Source organism: Pseudaminobacter soli (ex Li et al. 2025), assembly GCF_003012705.1.
In the GTDB taxonomy this organism is placed as follows: domain Bacteria; phylum Pseudomonadota; class Alphaproteobacteria; order Rhizobiales; family Rhizobiaceae; genus Pseudaminobacter; species Pseudaminobacter soli.
The window spans coordinates 21,480-38,359 of the sequence record NZ_PXYL01000014.1; the positions used below are offsets into that span (position 1 = coordinate 21,480).

Sequence of the window (16,880 nt, forward strand, 5' to 3'; positions counted from 1 at the left end):
TGGGTGATGAACCCCCAAGTCCGGGCCCAGGGTGTGGCTGGCCGCGCGAATGCGGAGGCGAACAAACCCAGGCAAGAGCATCGAACGGGCGGTCGAAGGGCCGCAAGTTTTACCAAAACGAGCGTGTCCGACGACCGCCCGTCTTCCCAGTTCTTTGACAACAGCCAGACGGTGAAAACCGGGCGTGGCAATGAATAGGTGCGCTTAGGTGCGTTCTTCGAGACGGCGCTTCGCGCCTCCTCAGAATGAGGGACGCTGGCGCGACGATAGCCCTCATGGTGAGGGTGAGGAATGGTGCGCGGAGCGCACGAAAAGCCAACGATTTGGCTTTTCGAATGACGAACGCCCGGAGCCATAGCGGAGGGCCGAAGCCCGCAGGGCGAGCCTCGAACCATGAGGGCGGGGCGACAAATAAAACCCGGATAGCCGTCGCTCGCGCTTCGGCCATCCGGGTTAGACGCTTCAGCGGTCTTCCTTACCCGCCGTGCTTTTCCAAAAACGCCTCGGCCGAAAGCTCGCGGAAATCGTCGAGTGCTGTGCGCAGGCGGGCGTGGTCCCAGTCCCACCAGGCGAGCGCCTGGTAGCGGTCGGCGGTGCGGCGGTCGAAGCGCTCACGGATCGGCTTGGCCGACACGCCGGCTACGATGGTGTAAGGCGCGACGTCCTTGGTCACCACCGCGCCCGAACCGACAACGGCGCCATCGCCGATCGTGACGCCGGGCAGCACGGTGACGCCATGGCCAAGCCAGGTGTCGTGGCCGATGCGCACGGCGTTGGACCGCCGCCACTCGAAGAATTTCTCCTCGTGGCCGGCATCCTCCCAGTAGTCGGAGGCGCGGTAGGTGAAGTGGTGCAGCGTCGGCCGCCAGGTCGGATGGTTGGTGGCGTTGATGCGCACGGCCGCCGCGATGTTGGAGAACTTGCCGATCTCGGCGCACCAGACGCCGCAATCCTGCATGACGTAGGAATAGTCGCCGAGCGTGCTCTCGTGCACGCGGCTGCGGTCGGCGATCTCGGTGTAGCGGCCAAGCGTCGACTGGCTGACTTCCGCCGTCGGATGGACCAGCGGCTGTTCGGAGAGTTTTGTCCTCATGCGGCAATCCTCGCGGGCGCGAACTGGGTGACGTCGATGATGCGGTCGGCCACGGCCTCGCGCACGTCCTGGTCGTGGAAGATGCCGAGCAAGGCCACGCCCTGCTTCTTCTTCTCCGCGATCATGCCGACGACGACCTCACGATTGACGGCGTCGAGCGAGGCGGTCGGCTCGTCGAGCAGCAGGACGGGATGGCTGGTGATGAAGCCGCGCGCGATGTTGACGCGCTGCTGTTCACCGCCGGAGAAGGTCGCCGGCGGCAGCATCCACAGCCTTTCGGGCAGATTGAGGAGCGACAGCAGCTCGCGTGCCTTTTCGCGAGCCGGCTCCCTGCCCTCGCCCCGCGCCACCAGCGGCTCGGCGACCACGTCGAGCGCGGAGACGCGCGGCACGGTGCGCAGGAACTGGCTGACATAGCCGATGGTGTCGCGGCGGACGGCAAGCACCGTGCGCGGGCTTGCCGAGGCGAGATCGACCAGCTGGCCGCCGTGCTCGACGATGATCTGGCCGTAGTCGACCGAATAGTTCCCGTAGAGCATTTTCAGGACCGAGCTCTTGCCGGCGCCCGAGGGCCCGCCCAGCACGGCGCATTCGCCGGTGGCCAGCGAGAAGGAGACATCGGCCACCACCGGCAGCTTGATGCCGTCGCGCAGATGCATGGTGAAGCTCTTGGCGACTTCTGAAACGACGAGAGGAGTTGCCATGATCACACCTGGAGAATGGAGGAGACGAGAAGCTGGGTGTAGGGCGCGCGCGGATCGTCGAGCACGCGGTCGGTGAGACCGGTTTCGACAACGTAGCCGTCCTTCATCACCATCATGCGCTGGGAGAGCAGGCGCGCGACGGCGAGGTCGTGCGTGACGACGATGGCCGCGAGACCGAGGTCGGTGACGAGCCCGCGCAGGAGGTCGAGCAGGCGCGCCTGCACCGACACGTCGAGGCCGCCGGTCGGCTCGTCCATGAACACGAGGCGAGGACCCGTGACGAGGTTGCGCGCGATCTGCAGGCGCTGGCGCATGCCGCCCGAGAAGGAGCGCGGCTCGTCGTCGATGCGGTCCTTGCCGATCTCGACGCGGGAAAGCCAGTCGACCGCCGTGGAGCGGATGTTGCCGTAGTGGCGGTCGCCGATGGCCATCAGCCGCTCGCCGACATTGGCGCCGGCCGAGACGGTCATGCGCAGGCCGTCGGCCGGGTTCTGATGCACAAAACCCCAGTCGGTGCGCATGAGGAAGCGGCGCTCCGCCTCGCTCATGCGGTAGAGGTCGCGCCAGCTGCCATCGCGCATGCGATAGCTGACGCCACCGGAGCTCGGCGTCAGCCGGGTCGACAGGCAGTTGAGCAGCGTGGTCTTGCCCGAGCCGGATTCGCCGACCACGGCCAGAACCTCGCCCGGCCAGAGGTCGAAGGTGACATCCTCGCAGCCCAGCCGCGCGCCGTAATATTTGGACAGCGCGCTGACGCGCAGAAGCGGTTCGTCGGTCATTCGGCAGGCTCCATGGCTTCAGGGGCGAGATGGCCGCGATGGCCTTCCGCCTGGCGCTTTTCGCAGTGGTCGGTGTCGGAGCAGACGAACATGTGTCCGCCCTTGTCGTCGAGGATGACCTCGTCGAGATAGACGTTTTCGGCGCCGCACAGCGCGCAGGGCTGGTCGAAAGTTTGGATCTCGAAGGGATGATCCTCGAAGTCCAGGCTGACCACTTCCGTGAAGGGCGGAACGGCGTAGATGCGCTTTTCGCGGCCAGCGCCGAACAGCTGCAGCGCCGGCGACATGTGCATCTTGGGATTGTCGAATTTCGGCGTCGGCGACGGGTCCATCACATAGCGCCCCTCGACCTTGACCGGATAGGCATAGGTGGTGGCGATGCGGCCGTGCTTGGCGATATCCTCGTAAAGCTTCACATGCATGAGGCCGTATTCTTCCAGCGCATGCATCTTGCGCGTCTCGGTCTCGCGAGGCTCGAGGAAGCGCAGCGGCTCGGGGATCGGCACCTGGTAGACCAGCGTCTGCCCCGCCCGCAGCGGATATTCCGGAATGCGGTGGCGGGTCTGGATGATGGTGGCCTTGGCCGTTTCGGTGGTGACGGCGACATCGGCAACCTTCTTGAAGAAGGCGCGGATGGAGACGGCGTTGGTGGTGTCGTCGGCGCCCTGGTCGATGACCTTCAGCACGTCGTCCGGGCCGATGATGGAAGCGGTGATCTGCACGCCGCCGGTGCCCCAGCCATAGGGCATGGGCATTTCGCGGCTGGCGAACGGCACCTGGTAGCCGGGAATGGCGATGCCCTTGAGGATGGCGCGGCGGATCATCCGCTTGGTCTGCTCATCCAGATAGGCGAAGTTGTAGTCGGCTATGTTCATTGCGCGGGCTCCAGACCTTTCGCATACCGCGCCAGACGCTCGGTCAGCGTGCCGGTGTGCAATTCGAACAAATGGTTGTCGTCGTCGTAGAAGTAGGAGAGGCCCTCGATCATTCGGCCGCCTCGCGTTGCTGCTCGACATGGTCGGTGCGGCGGGCATCGTGCTCGGCGCGCATGCGGCGGATGAGGTCGAGCTCGGCCTGGAAGTCGACATAATGCGGCAGCTTCAGATGCTCGACGAAGCCGGTGGCCTGGACGTTGTCGGAATGCGAGATGACGAATTCCTCGTCCTGCGCAGGCGCGACGACATCCTCGCCGAATTCGCGGGCGCGGAGGGCACGGTCACAGAGCGACATCGACATGGCCTTGCGCTCGGACTGGCCGAAGACGAGCCCGTAGCCGCGCGTGAACTGCGGCGGCACCTTGGCCGAACCCTTGAACTGGGTGACCATCTGGCACTCGGTCACGCGGATGCGGCCGAGCGGTACGGCAAAGGGCAGTTCCGGCACGTCCAGCTCCAGCTCCACCTCGCCGATGCGGATCTCGCCGACGAACGGGTGGTTGCGGCCATAGCCGCGCTGCGTGGAATAGCCGAGCGCGAGCAGAAAACCTTCGTCGCCGCGGGCCAGTGCCTGCAGGCGCAGGTCGCGCTCGATGGGGAAGTCCAGCGGCTCGCGCGTCAGGTCGCCGGTGACGTGATCGAGCGGCATGTCGCCGTCGCCTTCGATCAGGCCCTCATGCGCCAGGATTTCCGAAACGCGCGGCATCCGCCCTTCCTCGACGTCGCGCTGCTCCGGCTCATCGACCGGCGAGCCGGCAGCGATCTCGGGATCGAGCAGGCGGTGCGTGTAGTCGAAGGTGGGCCCAAGCAGCTGGCCGCCCGGCAGGTCCTTATAGGTTGCGGAGACGCGACGCTCGACCAGCATGGCGCCGGTGTCAATGGCGTTGGTGTAGCCGAAGCGCGGCAACGTGGTGCGATAGGCGCGCACCAGGAAGACGGCTTCGATCAGGTCGCCGCGCGACTGGGCAATGGCGAGCGCGGCCAGCTCGCGGTCATAAAGCGAGCCTTCGGCCATGACGCGGTCGACGCCGAGCGCGAGCTGTTCCACGATCTGGTCGATGCGCAGCGCCGGCACCGAGCGGTCGCCGCGGCGGCGGTCGGCAAGCAGCTTGTGCGCGTTGGAAATGGCGGCATCGCCGCCTTTAACGGCCACATACATGGGTCAGGCCTCCTTGGTCTTGATGCGCGTGGTGCGCGGCAGGCAGGCCACCCCTTCGGGCGCAGCCAGGATGACGTCGACGCCGCGCGGGAAGCGGGCGCGGTTCTGCTTCCACTGCTCGACAAAGTGGCGCGGCAGAGAAACGGGCGCGAAGGCGAACGACGTTTCGATGCCGGGGCCTTCGAGGTGAAGCGTTTCGCCACCCGACAGGCTCGGCACCTGAAGGATCAGCGTGGTGGAGCGGTCGGGATATTCCTGCGTGCCCTGGGCGAAATTCTCGAGCGCAATCAGCTCGGCCGGGTCCGACACGATGGCGAAATGGGCATCCGCCGGCGTGTGGGCGAGCGGCGCACCGGTGTGGAAACCAAGCCAGTGCTTGGCAGCGGGCGATGCCTGCAGGGCCGGATCGAGCCAGAGCGGCGTGTCGGCGTCGCAAAGCGCCAGCGCAACGGCAGCCGCGACCGGCGAAAGCGGCGCGGGCGGAGCGGTGAGCTCGCCGCAGGGCTGGATGGTGCCGGGGCGCGCCATTGCGTCCATGACGGCGCGGAACATCGTCTGCGCGTCGAAGACCGGATTGGCGAAGCCGCCCTCGATTGCCTCAGTTTCCATCAGTCCTCTCCGCGTACCATGGTGAAGAAGTCGACCTTGGTCGCCGCCGTCTCGGCGCGGCGACGTTCATCGGCTTCGGCCTGCGCTGCCTGCAGCGGCGCTATGATCTTGGTTTCGATGTCGTTGCGGCGCGACGCGTCCTGCCAGAGCGCATCGGCTATGGCCGAAAGCAGCGCCTTTTCCTTGTCGCGGCCGAGCGCATAGGCATGGCCCACCGAGCCGCCTTCCACGCGCACGGTGGCGCGGGTGACGGTCGCCTCGCCGAAGTTGAAGGGCGCACCGCCACCGCCGATGCGCCCACGCACCGTGACGAGCCCGGTTTCGGGTCCGCGCAGCCGCTGCGCATCGCGCGGCAGGCCGGCTTCGTCCCACAGCGCCTTCAGCGTTTCGCCCGGCGCATCGGCAAGCGCGGCCATTGCCGCCTTGCGCGCCAGCGCCTCTTCTTTTTCGTGCCGCCTATCGGTCTTCATGGCCGCTCCATTGACTTCCGTAGATTTGTCTATTGCTCTATACAACCGAACAAATTATACTCCCTTTCTAATCGCTGTCCATGACGGCTGAATGACGGAGCTGAAAAAGATGGAACAGACCGGCGAAGACCTGATGGAACGCCGCAGCGGCGTGGCGCTGTGGCGACAGGTGGCGGACCGCATTCGGCTCGGCATCAGCAACGGAACGCTGGGAGAAGGCGGCAGGCTGCCGCCGGAAATCACGCTTTCGCAACAGTTCGGCGTGAACCGCCACACGGTGCGGGCGGCGATCTCGGCGCTAGTGCAGGAAGGCGTGCTGCGCGCCGAGCAAGGGCGCGGCACCTTCGTAGAGAGCCGCAAGCGGCTGGCCTATCCGATCACCACGCGCACGCGATTCTCAACCGGCCTCAAGGACCAGACGCGCGCGCGGCGCGTGAACTTGCTGAGGCATGTTGTGGAGCCAGCCCCCACACGCGTCGCCGAAGCCTTGCAGCTTGAACCCGGCGCACCGGTGCATCGGCTGGAGACGCTCAGCGAAGCCGACGGCCGTTGCGTCTCACGCGGCACGAGCTGGTTCGACGCCACCCGCTTTCCGGGCTTTGCGGATGTCTTTGTCGAGACGGGATCGATCACCGCATCCTTCGCCCGCTTCGGCGTGGACGACTATGTACGCCGTTCGACGCTGGTGTCGGCGCGGCATGCGGATGCCGAAGACCTCGACACCCTGAAGCTCTCGCCCGGCGCCATCGTTTTGGTGACGATCGCCATCAACGACGATCTCGACGGCCGGCCGATCCAGTTTTCCGAGACGCATTTCTCGGCCGACCTGGTGGAACTGACGATCGAGACCTAGGGTAGCCCCTCACACCGCTATCGAATGCCGCGCGCCATTCGTGCCGAAATAGGCGTCGAAGGCCGCCACCACCGAGCGTACGACCGGGCGACCGCGGCTGGTGACGACGAAGCGGTCGCCGCTCGAAGCGATCAGGCCGTCCTCGTCCTCCTCCATGAGCCTGTCGGCGATCTCGATCACCGGCGCGCCTTGCGCGCCGAAGCAGCGCGCGAACTCCGACTTGGAGAAGGAGAAATCGCACATCAGCCGTTCGATCACCCAGGCGCGCATGCGATCCTCCTCCGACAACGCAAAGCCCTTCGCCACGGCCAACCCAGTTTCGGACACCAGCCGCTGATATTCACTGGTCGCGGTGGTGTTCTGCACATAGCCCTGCGGCAGCTTGCCGATGGCCGAGCCGCCGAAGCCGATTAGCGTGTCGAGATCGTCGACCGTGTAGCCCTGGAAATTGCGGCGCAGCCGGCCCTCGCGATGCGCGATCGCCATGGTGTCGTCGGGCCGCGCGAAATGGTCGATGCCGATGGCCTGGTAGCCACAGGAAAGCAGGATTTCGGCCGCGCGGCTGGACTGCGAAAAACGCTCCAGCGCATCGGGAAGTGCTGCTTCGTCGATCATCGTCTGGTGCTTGCGCATCCACGGCACATGCGCATAGCCGAAGAGCGCGATGCGGTCGGGGTTGAGCAGCAGGGCCTGTTCCACCGTTGCCTCGACGCTCTCACGCGTCTGGTGCGGCAGGCCATAAAGCAGGTCGATATTGACCGACGAGACCCCACGCATGCGGGCTCCGTCCACCACCGCGCGCGTCTGGTCGAACGTCTGCTCGCGGTTGATCGCCTGCTGAACCTTCGGATCGAAATCCTGCACCCCGAGGCTCACGCGGGTCATGCCGATCTCGGCCAGCGCGTCGAAGCGCGCCTCGTCCATGTCGTTGGGGTCGATCTCGACGCTGATCTCGGCGTCCGGTCGGAACCTGAAGGCCGAGCGCAACACGTCGTTCAGCGCGCGCATGTCGTCCGGCGCAAGCATGGTGGGCGAGCCGCCGCCAAGATGCAGCGCTCCGACCTCGACACGACTGTCGACGGCGCCCGCGACCGTGGCGATCTCGCGGTAAAGATAGGTCAGATAGTCCGCGAGCGGCTGGTAGCGGCGCGTCTGCTTGGTGTTGCAGGCGCAGAACCAGCACAGGCGGTCGCAGAATGGAATGTGGGCATAGAGCGAAAGCGCCGTGCCCGGCGCGATGGCGCCGAGCCATTCGCGATAAGTGCCGGCATTGATGCCGGCATGGAAATGCGGCGCGGTCGGATAGCTGGTGTAACGCGGCACGGGCGCGGCGTGCTTGCGGATGAGATCTGTTTGCATGATGCGGTCTCCGGACTTGTCCGTCCCGCAATGCAATAAACCCCGCTCGGCCGGCGTCGTTGATCTCGATCAAAGAGCCGGCCTTATCGCTGGGATGGCTCAATAGTCCTTTTCGTAGAATACGCCGAGGCTCGAGTCGCCATCGGACCCCACCGCGCCCTTTGCCTTGAGGTCCTTGGTGATGTCGAGATTGACAGTGCCGCGCGTCGAGCCCTGCGCGCCCGCCTCGACGCCCAGATAGATGTTGTCGCGGATGTAGCGGCCGGCGCGCACCGCCGCATTGCCCTTGCTGTCGGTGATCACGTCGAGATCGTCGAGCCCCGTGGCGCTGCGCAGATTGCCCAGCAGCGAGGCGTTGGAGCCGCCGGCAAGCTCGGCTGCGGCGGCGGCAAGCTGTGCGATCTGGAAGGCCGACAGTTCGTTGAGGCCGCGATTGAAGATGAGGCGGGCGAGCACTTCGTCCTGCGGCAGTTCCGGCTGCGAGGAGAAGGTCACGCTGATGTCGTTGGCGCGCCCACTGACCGTGACGAAGACGGTGATGTCGGTGCCCTGCGAGCGCGCGACGAAGTTGAGGAACGGGTTGAGGTCGCCGACCAGCGTAACCGACCCCTCGTCGAAGGTGATGCGCTGGCTGAGGATGCTGAGCCGGCCGCGGATGAGCTGGAAGCCGCCCACTGGCTGGATGTCGGAGACCGGGCCGGTGAGCTTGACCTGACCGCCGAGCTCCGCGTCCAGCCCGCGTCCACGCACGAAAATGCGGGCGGGCGCGTTTACGTTGACGTCGAGCCGCATGACGCTGGGCCGGGCCGTCGGCGTCGGCGTGCCGTCATTGGCGCGGGCGCGTTTCAGCGTCTCGGCGACGGCTTGGGCAGGCTTGACATGCTTGACGTCGAGCGCGGCCGACCCGCCGGCGAAGCTGTCTGGTACGGTGATCTCGGCCCGGCTGACGCTGATGTTGCCCGAAAGAACCGGGTCGCGCGTGAGCGGGCCGGTGACGGCAAGACTGCCGCCCACCGTGGCCACCACCAGATTGCCGTCGGCATAACGGGCATCGTTGAGCGTGACGCTGATGTTTGCCGGGAAGCCGGCTGTGGCATCGAGCGAGACGCTGCCGCTGGCGCTGACCGAGCCGCCGGCGGCGAGATTGGCCGAGGTGTTGCGGAGGGTCACCTGGTCGCCGTCGATGGTGCCCATGACGGCGATGGAGCGCAGCCGCACATTGCTTTCCGGATCCACGAACTCGGCGCCCTGGGTGGAGAACATGCCCCGGATGGACGGTTTCTTCAGGCTACCGGTAATGGTGGCATTGGCCGAAAGCGTGCCGCTGGCCTGCGCGCCGCGCTCGGCCAGGAAGCGGTTGGCGAGCGCCAGCGGCGCCTCGCCGCGAACCGTCAGGTCCACGCCCTCGCCGGAAACCGGAACGCGGCCGCTGGCTGTGATCGACAGGCCCTGCGGACCGTTGGCGCTGGCCGACGACAGCGTCAGCACCTTGTCGGCGAAGTTGCCGGCGGCGGCGATTTCGAGGGGGGCTGCGCCGGCTTCTTCCAGGGCCGCGGCGCGGATGCCCGTGCCGCGCAGGTTGAACGTCGCCGCCGGATTGGCGAGCTGGCCGGAAACCTTGGCAGTACCGGAGATGTTGCCGCCGAGCCGCTGGCCGGGGGCGGCGGCATTGAGCACCGCGAGCGGGAAGGATTCGAGCCCGATATCGAGTGCCAGCGCGCCCTTGTCGAGTGGCACGGCCCCGTTTGCCGTGGCGCGCAGTCCGTCAGGGCTCGTCACCGCCGCCTTGATGTTCAGCCGGCTGGCGGTGGAATTGCCCTCGGCGTCCAGATTGATCGAGGCAAGCCCTGCCTCGCGCAGCGCCGCAGCGGCAATCGAATTGGCCTTGAGCGAGAAGCGCACGTCAGGGTTTTCGCGGGTGCCGCCGACATTGGCGGTTCCATTGACGGTGCCGCCCAGCGCCAGATCCGGGCGGATCGCGTTGACGATCGCCAGCGGCAGGTTTGCGATGGTGATCGCGATATCCAGCTTGTCGTCGACCTCGCCGCGCGCGCTGACGCGGCCGCCACCGACATCGAGCACGAGATTGTCGATGGAAATCCGCTGGCCGCGCATCTGCAGGGCGGCCGGTTCGGCGAGCTTCGCCGCCAGATTGCCCTGGGTCAGCTGCGCCTTCTGCAGGGCGAGCCTGTAGCCGCCCTCGACGGGCGACAGCGCGCCAGTGGCAGCGGCGACTGCGCCGTTGTCGAGCTTGGCAATGGCCTCGAAATTCGTCGTCTGGCCTTCCTGCCGCGCGGTGGCCTGGAGTGTCGAAATATCCACGCCGCCGGCTGCAACCTTGCTGGCATTCAGCGAGCCGTCGGCGATCGGCACGCCGAGCAAGTCGGCGATCGTTGCGTTGAGGTCGGCCTTGCCGACGCGAACGGTGTCGACCGTCAGCTTGCTGATGTCGGCGCGAACGGTTGCGTTCTGCTTGCCGTCCTGGTGGCTAAGCGCGATGTCGGCATTGACCGCGCCGGTCGCCTGCTTGAGCAGCAGCGCGGCGGCGGTGGAGACATCGGGTGCGGCGAGCGACAGCTTGCCGTCGAGCAGACCGTCCTTGTTCTGCGTCACGTCGCCGGTGAGACGCGCGCCGCCCGCAGTGAACTTCAGATCGCCAAGGCGCTTTTCATTGTCATTGAGCGCGACCGCCGATGCGAGATCGATCTTCACGCCGTCGAGGAAGGCATTGCCCGTGACATTGCCGTTGAGATCGCCCTTCTGCAGGGTGCCTTCGAAGCCCAGCACGGCATTGCGAAGCGTCTTGCCGACGAGCGTGCCTGTCGGAACTTCCGCGCCGAAGGTCAGCCCGATCCGTCCCTCGGTGCCGGATGCGCGGCCCTTGGCGGTGAGGCGGCCAGCGGCCTTGTCGGACACCAGCGCCAGATCGGACACCGAAAGGTCGAACCCGAAATCGGCAGCACCCGTGGCAAAGCGGCCGTCGGCCTTGGCCTCGACCTGATCGTTGAAGATGCGCAGCTGTCGCGCCTCGAGGCCGGTTTCGCCGCGCGCGACGCCGCCCGTGATGCGGGTCTGACCCTGCAGCAAATGGTCGGCGGCTGGTGTGCCGATGCCCAGCCCCTCGGCCGTGCCGTCGAGCGTCAGGTCGAAGCCGCCGGTCAGCGGTTTCACGTCGCCCTTGGCGACGAGATCGGCGCCGCCCGAAAGCTGTCGCCCGGCGAGACCAGAGAAAGGCGAGAGCGACTTCGCCTTGAGGCCGATGTCCCCCTTGAAGGCAAACTCGGAAATATCGCCCGTCAGCGACAGCGCAAAGCCGTTGGCGCCCACTTGCGCCTTGGCGAGCCTGACTGGCGAGCCGGCCGTCCACTCGCCGCCGATATCGAGCGTTATGCGGTCGCCCAGAGCCTTGCCCACATCGGCCTGCTTGGCGACGATGCCCGACACACCGCCGGTGACGGCGAAAGTCACATGACGCGCGGCCGGATTGGCGATGTTCTGCGCGAGGCCCGACAGCAGCACCTCGACCGACTTGGATGAGAAGGTCTGGGTGGCAAGGTCGTTGACGGTGAGCGCACCCGACCATTCGTCGCCCGGCTTGTCGCCAAAGCCGAGCTTCAGGCTGGCGCGCTGCACGGTGTTCTTGCCCGGCACAGGCAGCAGCACCGGCTTGCCGGCCGGATCGGCAATGTCGGCATCGAGCGTCAGGCGCTGGAGAAAGCCGTCGCTGGCCGTCTCAGCCGCGGCCTTGAGGGTGAGCGCAGCGCTCCGCAAATCGAGTTTTTCCAGCAGCACGCCACCGCCGTCGCGCACCAGTCCGGAGGTCTGGAGCTTCGTCTCGGCGCCGAAGAAATCGCGGAAGCGCGGCGACACCAGGAGGGCGATCGGCCCGTGGACGTCGGCATTGAAGCCGAAGCCGTCGGCCCGGCGGCGCACTTCGGTCGTGCCTGTCAGCGCACGCAGCCCGTCGGCATCGAGCGAAAGGTTGAGGTCGAGCTCGGAGAGCGGCCCCTTGCCCGCCAAGGCGAGCGCCATCGGCGGCCGGCCGTCGACATTGAGAAGGTTGGCAACGATACCGTTGGCCGGCTCGTCGAGCTTCAAGTCGAGGTCGAGCACCTGGGTGGAATTGGCATAGGCCGCTCTCAGCGCCAGCTTGCCTCCCGGCCCGTCGAGACGGTTGACGTTCAGCGTCGTGTCGAGCGAGCCGTCGGCGAGTTGCAGATTACCGGTGATCGCCACGTCGGCGGCGAGGCCGAAGACGGCCTCACCAAAAGTCATATGCGGCACGTCGAGCGCGCCAAGCGAAACGGAGACCGGCAGCTCAGGAATCTGGAAGCCGCCTGCCTCAGGCGCCGGCGCGCCTTGTGCCGGCAGGGGCTTGCGGATGACGTCGATGCGGTCGGCGGCCAGCCTGTCGACGACCAGCCGGCCCAGCAGCAGCGCCGAGCGCGTCCAGACGATGCGCGCATTGGTGATGCGCAGCCACACGCCCTCGCGATCGGCAATGGTGATCTCGCCAATGGTGGCGTCAGACGACAGCGCGCCCTGGATGTTGTTGAGGCGGATCTGGCGGTCGGGCGTCGAAAGTTGGTTCTCGACGAAACCGACGAAATAGGAGCGCTCGGCATCGGCCGCCTCCTGCGCAAGCGCCGACAGCGCGAAAGCCGGGAGCGCGCAGACGAAAAGGGCGATGGCCAGAAAGATTCGGGTCAAAACGCTTGTCCTATTCCGACATAGAAACCGAAGCTCGGATCGCCCGGGCCCCGATTGAGCGGTACGGCGGCATCGAGCCGGATGGGGCCGAGGCCGGTGATGTAGCGCAGGCCGCCACCGACGCCGACGCGCAGATGGTCCTTGAAGTTCGGGATTGAATCGCCGCCGACATAGCCGGCATCAACGAAGCCAACCACGCCGATGCTGTCAGTGGCGCGAACACGCAGTTCCGCCGAGCCTTCGATCAGCGAGCGCCCGCCGATGATGCGGCCATCGCCCACCGGAACGCCGATGTTGCGGTAGGCGTAGCCGCGCACCGAGCCGCCGCCACCGGCGAAGAACAGCTTGTCGGGAGCGATCTCGGCAGCCGACGGGCCGGCAATGCTGCCCACCTTGATGCGACCGGCCGCGACGACGCGCTTTTCGGCGCCGAAGCCGTAATAGGCGCGGCCCTCGGCCGTGGCGCGGAAGGTCGGGTTGCCGTAGTTGAACTCGTAGTAGGGCTCCAGTGTCGCCTCGGCGTAGTAGCCTTCCGTCGCGTCGGTCTTGTTGTCGCGGCTGTCGTAGACGATGCCGCCGAGCAAGCCGACGTCGATGAAGTTGCGCGTGCCGAAGACATCGTCCTTGAAGCGCGCCGCACTCGATTCGAGAAGGATCCGGCCGGACAGCTCGTCGCTGAAGATGCGGTTGAAGCCAGCCTGCACGGTCGCGCCGTTGCGGGTATAGGCGTCGAGCACCTCCCGCTCGCCGACGACCGAGGAGACGAAATCGGTGTCGGGCGTATAGACGCCGGGCCTGACGAAGGTCGCGCCGAGCCGGTAGGTCAGTTCGTCCGGCTTGAAGGTGTTCACCAGCCCGGACACCTTCCCCTCCACGCGCAGCCGCTCGGCATGGCCGAACAGGTTGCGGTGCAGCCAGTAGGCCTCGAGCCCCGCGCCGTCGAGCGTGGAATAGCTGCCGCCGACGCCGAAACGGCGCGGCAGGCGCTCCTGTACGATGAGGCTGACGGGCAGCGAGCCGTCCTTGCCGATCTCGTCGGCTTCCTGGAAGCGCATGGCGCGGAAGACTTCGAGCCGCGCCAGCCGCTTGCTGGCACGGGCAAGATCGTCGGGATCGTATTCCTTGCCCGGCTCGATGCCGGTCATCCAGGCCAGGAATTTCGGATCGATCCGCTCGGTGCCCTCTACATCGATCGGACCGTAATAGGCCTTGCGCCCCGGATCCATGGTCAGCGTCGCGTTGACGATGTCGCGGTCGTGCTCGGCGACGACGTTGCGCTCCGCCACTTTCGCCTTGGCAAAGCCCTGCTGGCGCCAGGCATCGACCGACAGCCGCTCGGCGGACAGGATAACGCCGGAGCGCGCCACCTCGCCCGGCCTGAAACCCTGGTCCTCGGGCAGCCTGATCTTGTCCTTGCGATCGATCAGCGGCGGGGCGCGGTTGATGATGCTGGTTTCGCCGAACAGGAAGATCGGGCCGGGATTGACCACCACCCGCACGGCCACCGGGTCGGGCAGCTCTGTGTCGGGCGGCAAGTCGGCTGCCTCGCGCCCGCCGACCAGGATGCTGATGCTGCCACCATAGCGGCCTTCGCTGTAGAGCGCGGCAAGCAGGCGCCGGTAGTCGCCGCGCGCCTTGGCCAAAAGGCCCGCAGCACCCGATGCCGGCTTTTCACGGTGCGCCCAAAGTCCGGAGGCGCCTTGCAGTTTCTTCTCGACATCCTCGTTGCCGCCGGAAACGGAGAAATCGACCGTGTAGTTCTGCGGCTCGCCGATGATGTCTTCGAACGAATCAGCCTTCTTGGCGCCCCAAAGATGGACGCCGAACAGGTCGAACGCCGCCGCCGGCGCGACCGGCGCGGCGCCCAGACTCAATCCGACAAGCAGGCAAAGCCCCCGCGTGCTGGCAGAAATGACTTTCACTCAAGCTCCTACACGCCGCCGAACAAGTTAAACGCACCTGTCAGCGCGCCTGATAAGCTCTCCGCCCCTTCCAAAGAAGGCCCCGATACTAGGTGTTTGTGGAGCTGGACAAAAGCCTCGTCGAGATCGCGGGCATTCCATTGATTACAATTTTCGGTCGGCATGTGACCAAAAATAGACGCTAAAGGTTGCAGGAAGGTTGCTGGATCGTAAATGGCGGCCGGCATGGCCGCCATCTGCGATTTCGTCAGTGGCCCGAGCTGAGCTTCAACCCTATGAGTCCCGCCACGATCAGGCACACGCTGACGATGCGGAACGGGGTCGCGGCCTCGCCGAAGGCTATGATGCCGACGATGAAGGCGCCGACCGCGCCGATGCCGGTCCAGATGGCATAGGCAGTGCCCAACGGCAGCGTGCGCATGGCAAGCGCCAAAAGCCACAGGCTGATCAGCATGGTGACAGCCGTGACGATGGAAGGCATCAGCCTGCTAAAGCCCTCCGACTGCTTCATGGTCGACGACCAGACGACTTCGAAGACACCGGCAAAGAAGAGATAAATCCAGGCCATTGCTTGTGTTGATCCTATACTTTCGCGCTGGCGTGGCAGCGCGGGTTTGAAATGCTGGACGAGCGGGAGGGGAATCGCGACTCGCCAAGTTGTAAGGCTGATTCACCATGGGCCGACGCACGATGTCGCGGGACCAGATCTGCCCGAAGGCAGGTCCAAGCCGTGTGGCGTGCTGCGGCGATGACTGGTGATTTCCGGGAAAGTGGAAGAGAACGAGTTCGCTCCATCACTTCGGATCTCCGAAACAATGGGGCCGTCCCCGTTGGTCTTGAAGCGCGGGCCGTCCCGCGCGAGCCCCATATAGTGAATTCCAGTACGGATGGCCAGACCTGAGCGTTCAGTCGAATTGACTGGCAATACCGGCATTTCCGTGCCATCTCGCGGCAATGTTTCCTAATTCTTCAGCTTTCACCTTCATCCCGCGGTGAAATTCCCGGCCCATGGCTGGGTGATCGTCACGCGCATAGACCTTCAGGCTCACAGCGCCCCCAATCCGGATCGCCATGAAACTGGATTTTCTGACCCTCTATCTGGTCATCCTGCTCAACTCGCTCACCCTGACCGTGGTGTGGGGCGCAATCACCGTCGTCTATCGCGGCTTCGATACCGCGCGCTACTGGCTGGCGGCCTGCATTTTGACCACCGTCGGCGGCGGCCTCTTGATGTTCCAGGGCGGCGGGCTTGATCTTTTCTTCGCATTCTTCGGCAATGCGCTGGTGATCTTCGGCTTCTGCGTGGTGCGGCTCGGTGTGCTGCATTTCCACGGAGAGCGAGCCGGGTGGGCGTTCAGCCTTGTCCTGACGGCACTTGCGGTCTGTGCGATGTTCGTCGTGCGCGACAGCCAGGTGGCGCGTAACGTGGTCTACGCGACGGCGCAGATCGTGCCGCTCAGCATGGCCGCCATCTATCTTCTACACCCCAAACGGCGAAGCCTGGGCGCCATGGTCGCAGTGGTGGCGATAGCGGTGGGCATTATCGGCCAGGGTGCGGAAGCGGTGATGAACTCGCTGCGGCTGCTCGGCGAGCTTTCCACGGAAGGCTATTACAAGGTCGGCGCGTTCTGCCTGCTCACCATCATCTTCGGCGCCACGGTATGGAACCTGGGCTTCCTGCTGATGGCGGTCGACAGACTTCAGGCCGAACTTGCGCAGCTCGCCAGCACCGACGAGCTGACCGGCCTGCCCAATCGGCGCAGCTTCATGGAAAGGCTGGCTGCGGAAATGCCGCGGGCCCGTCGCAGCCGTCGCGGCTTTTCCGTCCTGTTGCTCGACCTCGACAACTTCAAGTCGATCAATGATGGCCATGGCCACGCCGCCGGCGACCATTGCGTTCAGCATTTCGCTCGGCTGGCGGTGCGCCGGCTGCGCGGCCAGGATCTTTTGGCCCGTACCGGTGGTGACGAATTCTGCATCCTGCTGCCCGAAACCGGTCTGCAGCAGGCGGCTGTGATCGCGGAGGAGCTCGTGCGCCTTCTGGCGGCAAACGATGCCGACTGGCGGGGCCATTCCATTCCCGTCACCATCAGCGTCGGCGTGGCGGAATGGGCACCCGCTGCAGCCATGACGGTCGATGAGACGCTTGAGGCGGCTGACATCGCCCTCTACGAAGCCAAGCGCAACGGCCGCAATGGCTATGCGCTGGCCGGCTCCAAGGCGCCCGCCCCGGTGGAGCAGAAGGCAAAAGGCGCGGCCGCCGGCCACAGCATCATGCGGGCGTAAA

The 16,880-nt window shown here is 65.9% G+C and carries 15 protein-coding genes and 1 pseudogene; 2 read left to right on the forward strand and 14 right to left on the reverse strand.

Going from position 1 to position 16,880, the window contains the following annotated elements:
- Positions 1–475: 475 nt before the first annotated feature.
- The 8 genes and pseudogenes from C7I85_RS22245 to phnG all read right to left on the reverse strand — a co-directional run bounded on the left by C7I85_RS22245 (position 476) and on the right by phnG (position 5,749).
- On the reverse strand, positions 476–1,093 hold the full coding sequence (locus C7I85_RS22245; RefSeq protein ID WP_106726220.1) for a DapH/DapD/GlmU-related protein: 618 nt from the start codon (positions 1,091–1,093) through the stop codon (positions 476–478).
- Positions 1,090–1,797, reverse strand: a complete 708-nt coding sequence (gene phnL, locus C7I85_RS22250) for a phosphonate C-P lyase system protein PhnL (RefSeq protein WP_106726221.1) — start codon at positions 1,795–1,797, stop codon at positions 1,090–1,092. Before phnL ends, C7I85_RS22245 begins: the two co-directional genes overlap by 4 nt.
- 2 nt (positions 1,798–1,799) lie before the next feature.
- On the reverse strand, positions 1,800–2,576 hold the full coding sequence (gene phnK, locus C7I85_RS22255) for a phosphonate C-P lyase system protein PhnK (protein ID WP_106726222.1): 777 nt from the start codon (positions 2,574–2,576) through the stop codon (positions 1,800–1,802).
- Complete coding sequence (locus C7I85_RS22260) at positions 2,573–3,451, reverse strand: alpha-D-ribose 1-methylphosphonate 5-phosphate C-P-lyase PhnJ (RefSeq protein ID WP_106726223.1); 879 nt, start codon at positions 3,449–3,451, stop codon at positions 2,573–2,575. Before C7I85_RS22260 ends, phnK begins: the two co-directional genes overlap by 4 nt.
- Positions 3,448–3,558 (reverse strand): annotated as a pseudogene (locus C7I85_RS22265) (FosX/FosE/FosI family fosfomycin resistance thiol transferase); the annotation flags it as partial. The gene C7I85_RS22260 and the pseudogene C7I85_RS22265, both read right to left, overlap by 4 nt.
- Before the next feature lie 2 nt (positions 3,559–3,560).
- Positions 3,561–4,670, reverse strand: a complete 1,110-nt coding sequence (locus C7I85_RS22270) for a carbon-phosphorus lyase complex subunit PhnI (protein WP_106726224.1) — start codon at positions 4,668–4,670, stop codon at positions 3,561–3,563.
- 3 nt (positions 4,671–4,673) lie between these two features.
- Entirely contained in the window at positions 4,674–5,279 is a 606-nt protein-coding gene (gene phnH / locus C7I85_RS22275; protein ID WP_106726225.1) for a phosphonate C-P lyase system protein PhnH, read from the reverse strand.
- Positions 5,279–5,749: a phosphonate C-P lyase system protein PhnG gene (gene phnG / locus C7I85_RS22280; RefSeq protein ID WP_106726226.1), complete on the reverse strand. Its 471-nt coding sequence runs from the start codon at positions 5,747–5,749 to the stop codon at positions 5,279–5,281. The genes phnH and phnG overlap by 1 nt, the downstream gene beginning before the upstream one ends.
- Before the next feature lie 91 nt (positions 5,750–5,840).
- On the opposite strand from phnG, the gene phnF reads away from it, so the two are divergent.
- Entirely contained in the window at positions 5,841–6,602 is a 762-nt protein-coding gene (gene phnF, locus C7I85_RS22285; RefSeq protein WP_245445047.1) for a phosphonate metabolism transcriptional regulator PhnF, read from the forward strand.
- Positions 6,603–6,611: 9 nt separating this feature from the next.
- On the opposite strand, the gene hemN is transcribed toward phnF, so the two are convergent.
- The 6 genes from hemN to C7I85_RS31075 all read right to left on the reverse strand — a co-directional run bounded on the left by hemN (position 6,612) and on the right by C7I85_RS31075 (position 15,666).
- Entirely contained in the window at positions 6,612–7,961 is a 1,350-nt protein-coding gene (hemN, locus tag C7I85_RS22290) for an oxygen-independent coproporphyrinogen III oxidase (protein ID WP_106726227.1), read from the reverse strand.
- Between the two features lie 99 nt (positions 7,962–8,060).
- Positions 8,061–12,671 (reverse strand): translocation/assembly module TamB domain-containing protein, encoded by a 4,611-nt coding sequence (locus tag C7I85_RS22295; RefSeq protein WP_106726228.1) that lies wholly within the window; start codon positions 12,669–12,671, stop codon positions 8,061–8,063.
- Positions 12,668–14,593, reverse strand: coding sequence for an autotransporter assembly complex protein TamA (locus C7I85_RS22300; RefSeq protein ID WP_428832888.1), 1,926 nt, complete (start codon positions 14,591–14,593; stop codon positions 12,668–12,670). Before C7I85_RS22300 ends, C7I85_RS22295 begins: the two co-directional genes overlap by 4 nt.
- A gap of 8 nt (positions 14,594–14,601) precedes the next feature.
- Positions 14,602–14,829 (reverse strand): hypothetical protein, encoded by a 228-nt coding sequence (locus C7I85_RS22305; RefSeq protein WP_106726229.1) that lies wholly within the window; start codon positions 14,827–14,829, stop codon positions 14,602–14,604.
- Between the two features lie 11 nt (positions 14,830–14,840).
- Positions 14,841–15,161 carry a quaternary ammonium compound efflux SMR transporter SugE gene (gene sugE / locus C7I85_RS22310; RefSeq protein ID WP_106726230.1) on the reverse strand — a complete coding sequence of 107 codons (321 nt, stop codon included), beginning with the start codon at positions 15,159–15,161 and terminating at the stop codon, positions 14,841–14,843.
- Positions 15,162–15,498: 337 nt separating this feature from the next.
- On the reverse strand, positions 15,499–15,666 hold the full coding sequence (locus C7I85_RS31075) for a hypothetical protein (RefSeq protein ID WP_181257274.1): 168 nt from the start codon (positions 15,664–15,666) through the stop codon (positions 15,499–15,501).
- On the opposite strand from C7I85_RS31075, the gene C7I85_RS22315 reads away from it, so the two are divergent.
- Positions 15,665–16,879 carry a GGDEF domain-containing protein gene (locus C7I85_RS22315; protein WP_106726231.1) on the forward strand — a complete coding sequence of 405 codons (1,215 nt, stop codon included), beginning with the start codon at positions 15,665–15,667 and terminating at the stop codon, positions 16,877–16,879. The genes C7I85_RS31075 and C7I85_RS22315 overlap by 2 nt on opposite strands.
- The last annotated feature ends 1 nt before the right edge of the window (position 16,880 follow it).

Excerpts from the sequence above, each read along its gene's own strand:
- C7I85_RS22305 (WP_106726229.1), bottom strand. The coding sequence starts at position 14,829 with ATGGCGGCCATGCCGGCCGCCATTTACGATCCAGCAACCTTCCTGCAA.
- C7I85_RS22315 (WP_106726231.1), top strand. The coding sequence starts at position 15,665 with ATGAAACTGGATTTTCTGACCCTCTATCTGGTCATCCTGCTCAACTCG.
- C7I85_RS22270 (WP_106726224.1), bottom strand. The coding sequence starts at position 4,670 with ATGTATGTGGCCGTTAAAGGCGGCGATGCCGCCATTTCCAACGCGCAC.
- C7I85_RS31075 (WP_181257274.1), bottom strand. The coding sequence starts at position 15,666 with ATGGCGATCCGGATTGGGGGCGCTGTGAGCCTGAAGGTCTATGCGCGT.
- phnL (WP_106726221.1), bottom strand. The coding sequence starts at position 1,797 with ATGGCAACTCCTCTCGTCGTTTCAGAAGTCGCCAAGAGCTTCACCATG.
- hemN (WP_106726227.1), bottom strand. The coding sequence starts at position 7,961 with ATGCAAACAGATCTCATCCGCAAGCACGCCGCGCCCGTGCCGCGTTAC.
- C7I85_RS22245 (WP_106726220.1), bottom strand. The coding sequence starts at position 1,093 with ATGAGGACAAAACTCTCCGAACAGCCGCTGGTCCATCCGACGGCGGAA.
- phnG (WP_106726226.1), bottom strand. The coding sequence starts at position 5,749 with ATGAAGACCGATAGGCGGCACGAAAAAGAAGAGGCGCTGGCGCGCAAG.
- sugE (WP_106726230.1), bottom strand. The coding sequence starts at position 15,161 with ATGGCCTGGATTTATCTCTTCTTTGCCGGTGTCTTCGAAGTCGTCTGG.
- C7I85_RS22260 (WP_106726223.1), bottom strand. The coding sequence starts at position 3,451 with ATGAACATAGCCGACTACAACTTCGCCTATCTGGATGAGCAGACCAAG.
- phnF (WP_245445047.1), top strand. The coding sequence starts at position 5,841 with ATGACGGAGCTGAAAAAGATGGAACAGACCGGCGAAGACCTGATGGAA.
- phnK (WP_106726222.1), bottom strand. The coding sequence starts at position 2,576 with ATGACCGACGAACCGCTTCTGCGCGTCAGCGCGCTGTCCAAATATTAC.
- phnH (WP_106726225.1), bottom strand. The coding sequence starts at position 5,279 with ATGGAAACTGAGGCAATCGAGGGCGGCTTCGCCAATCCGGTCTTCGAC.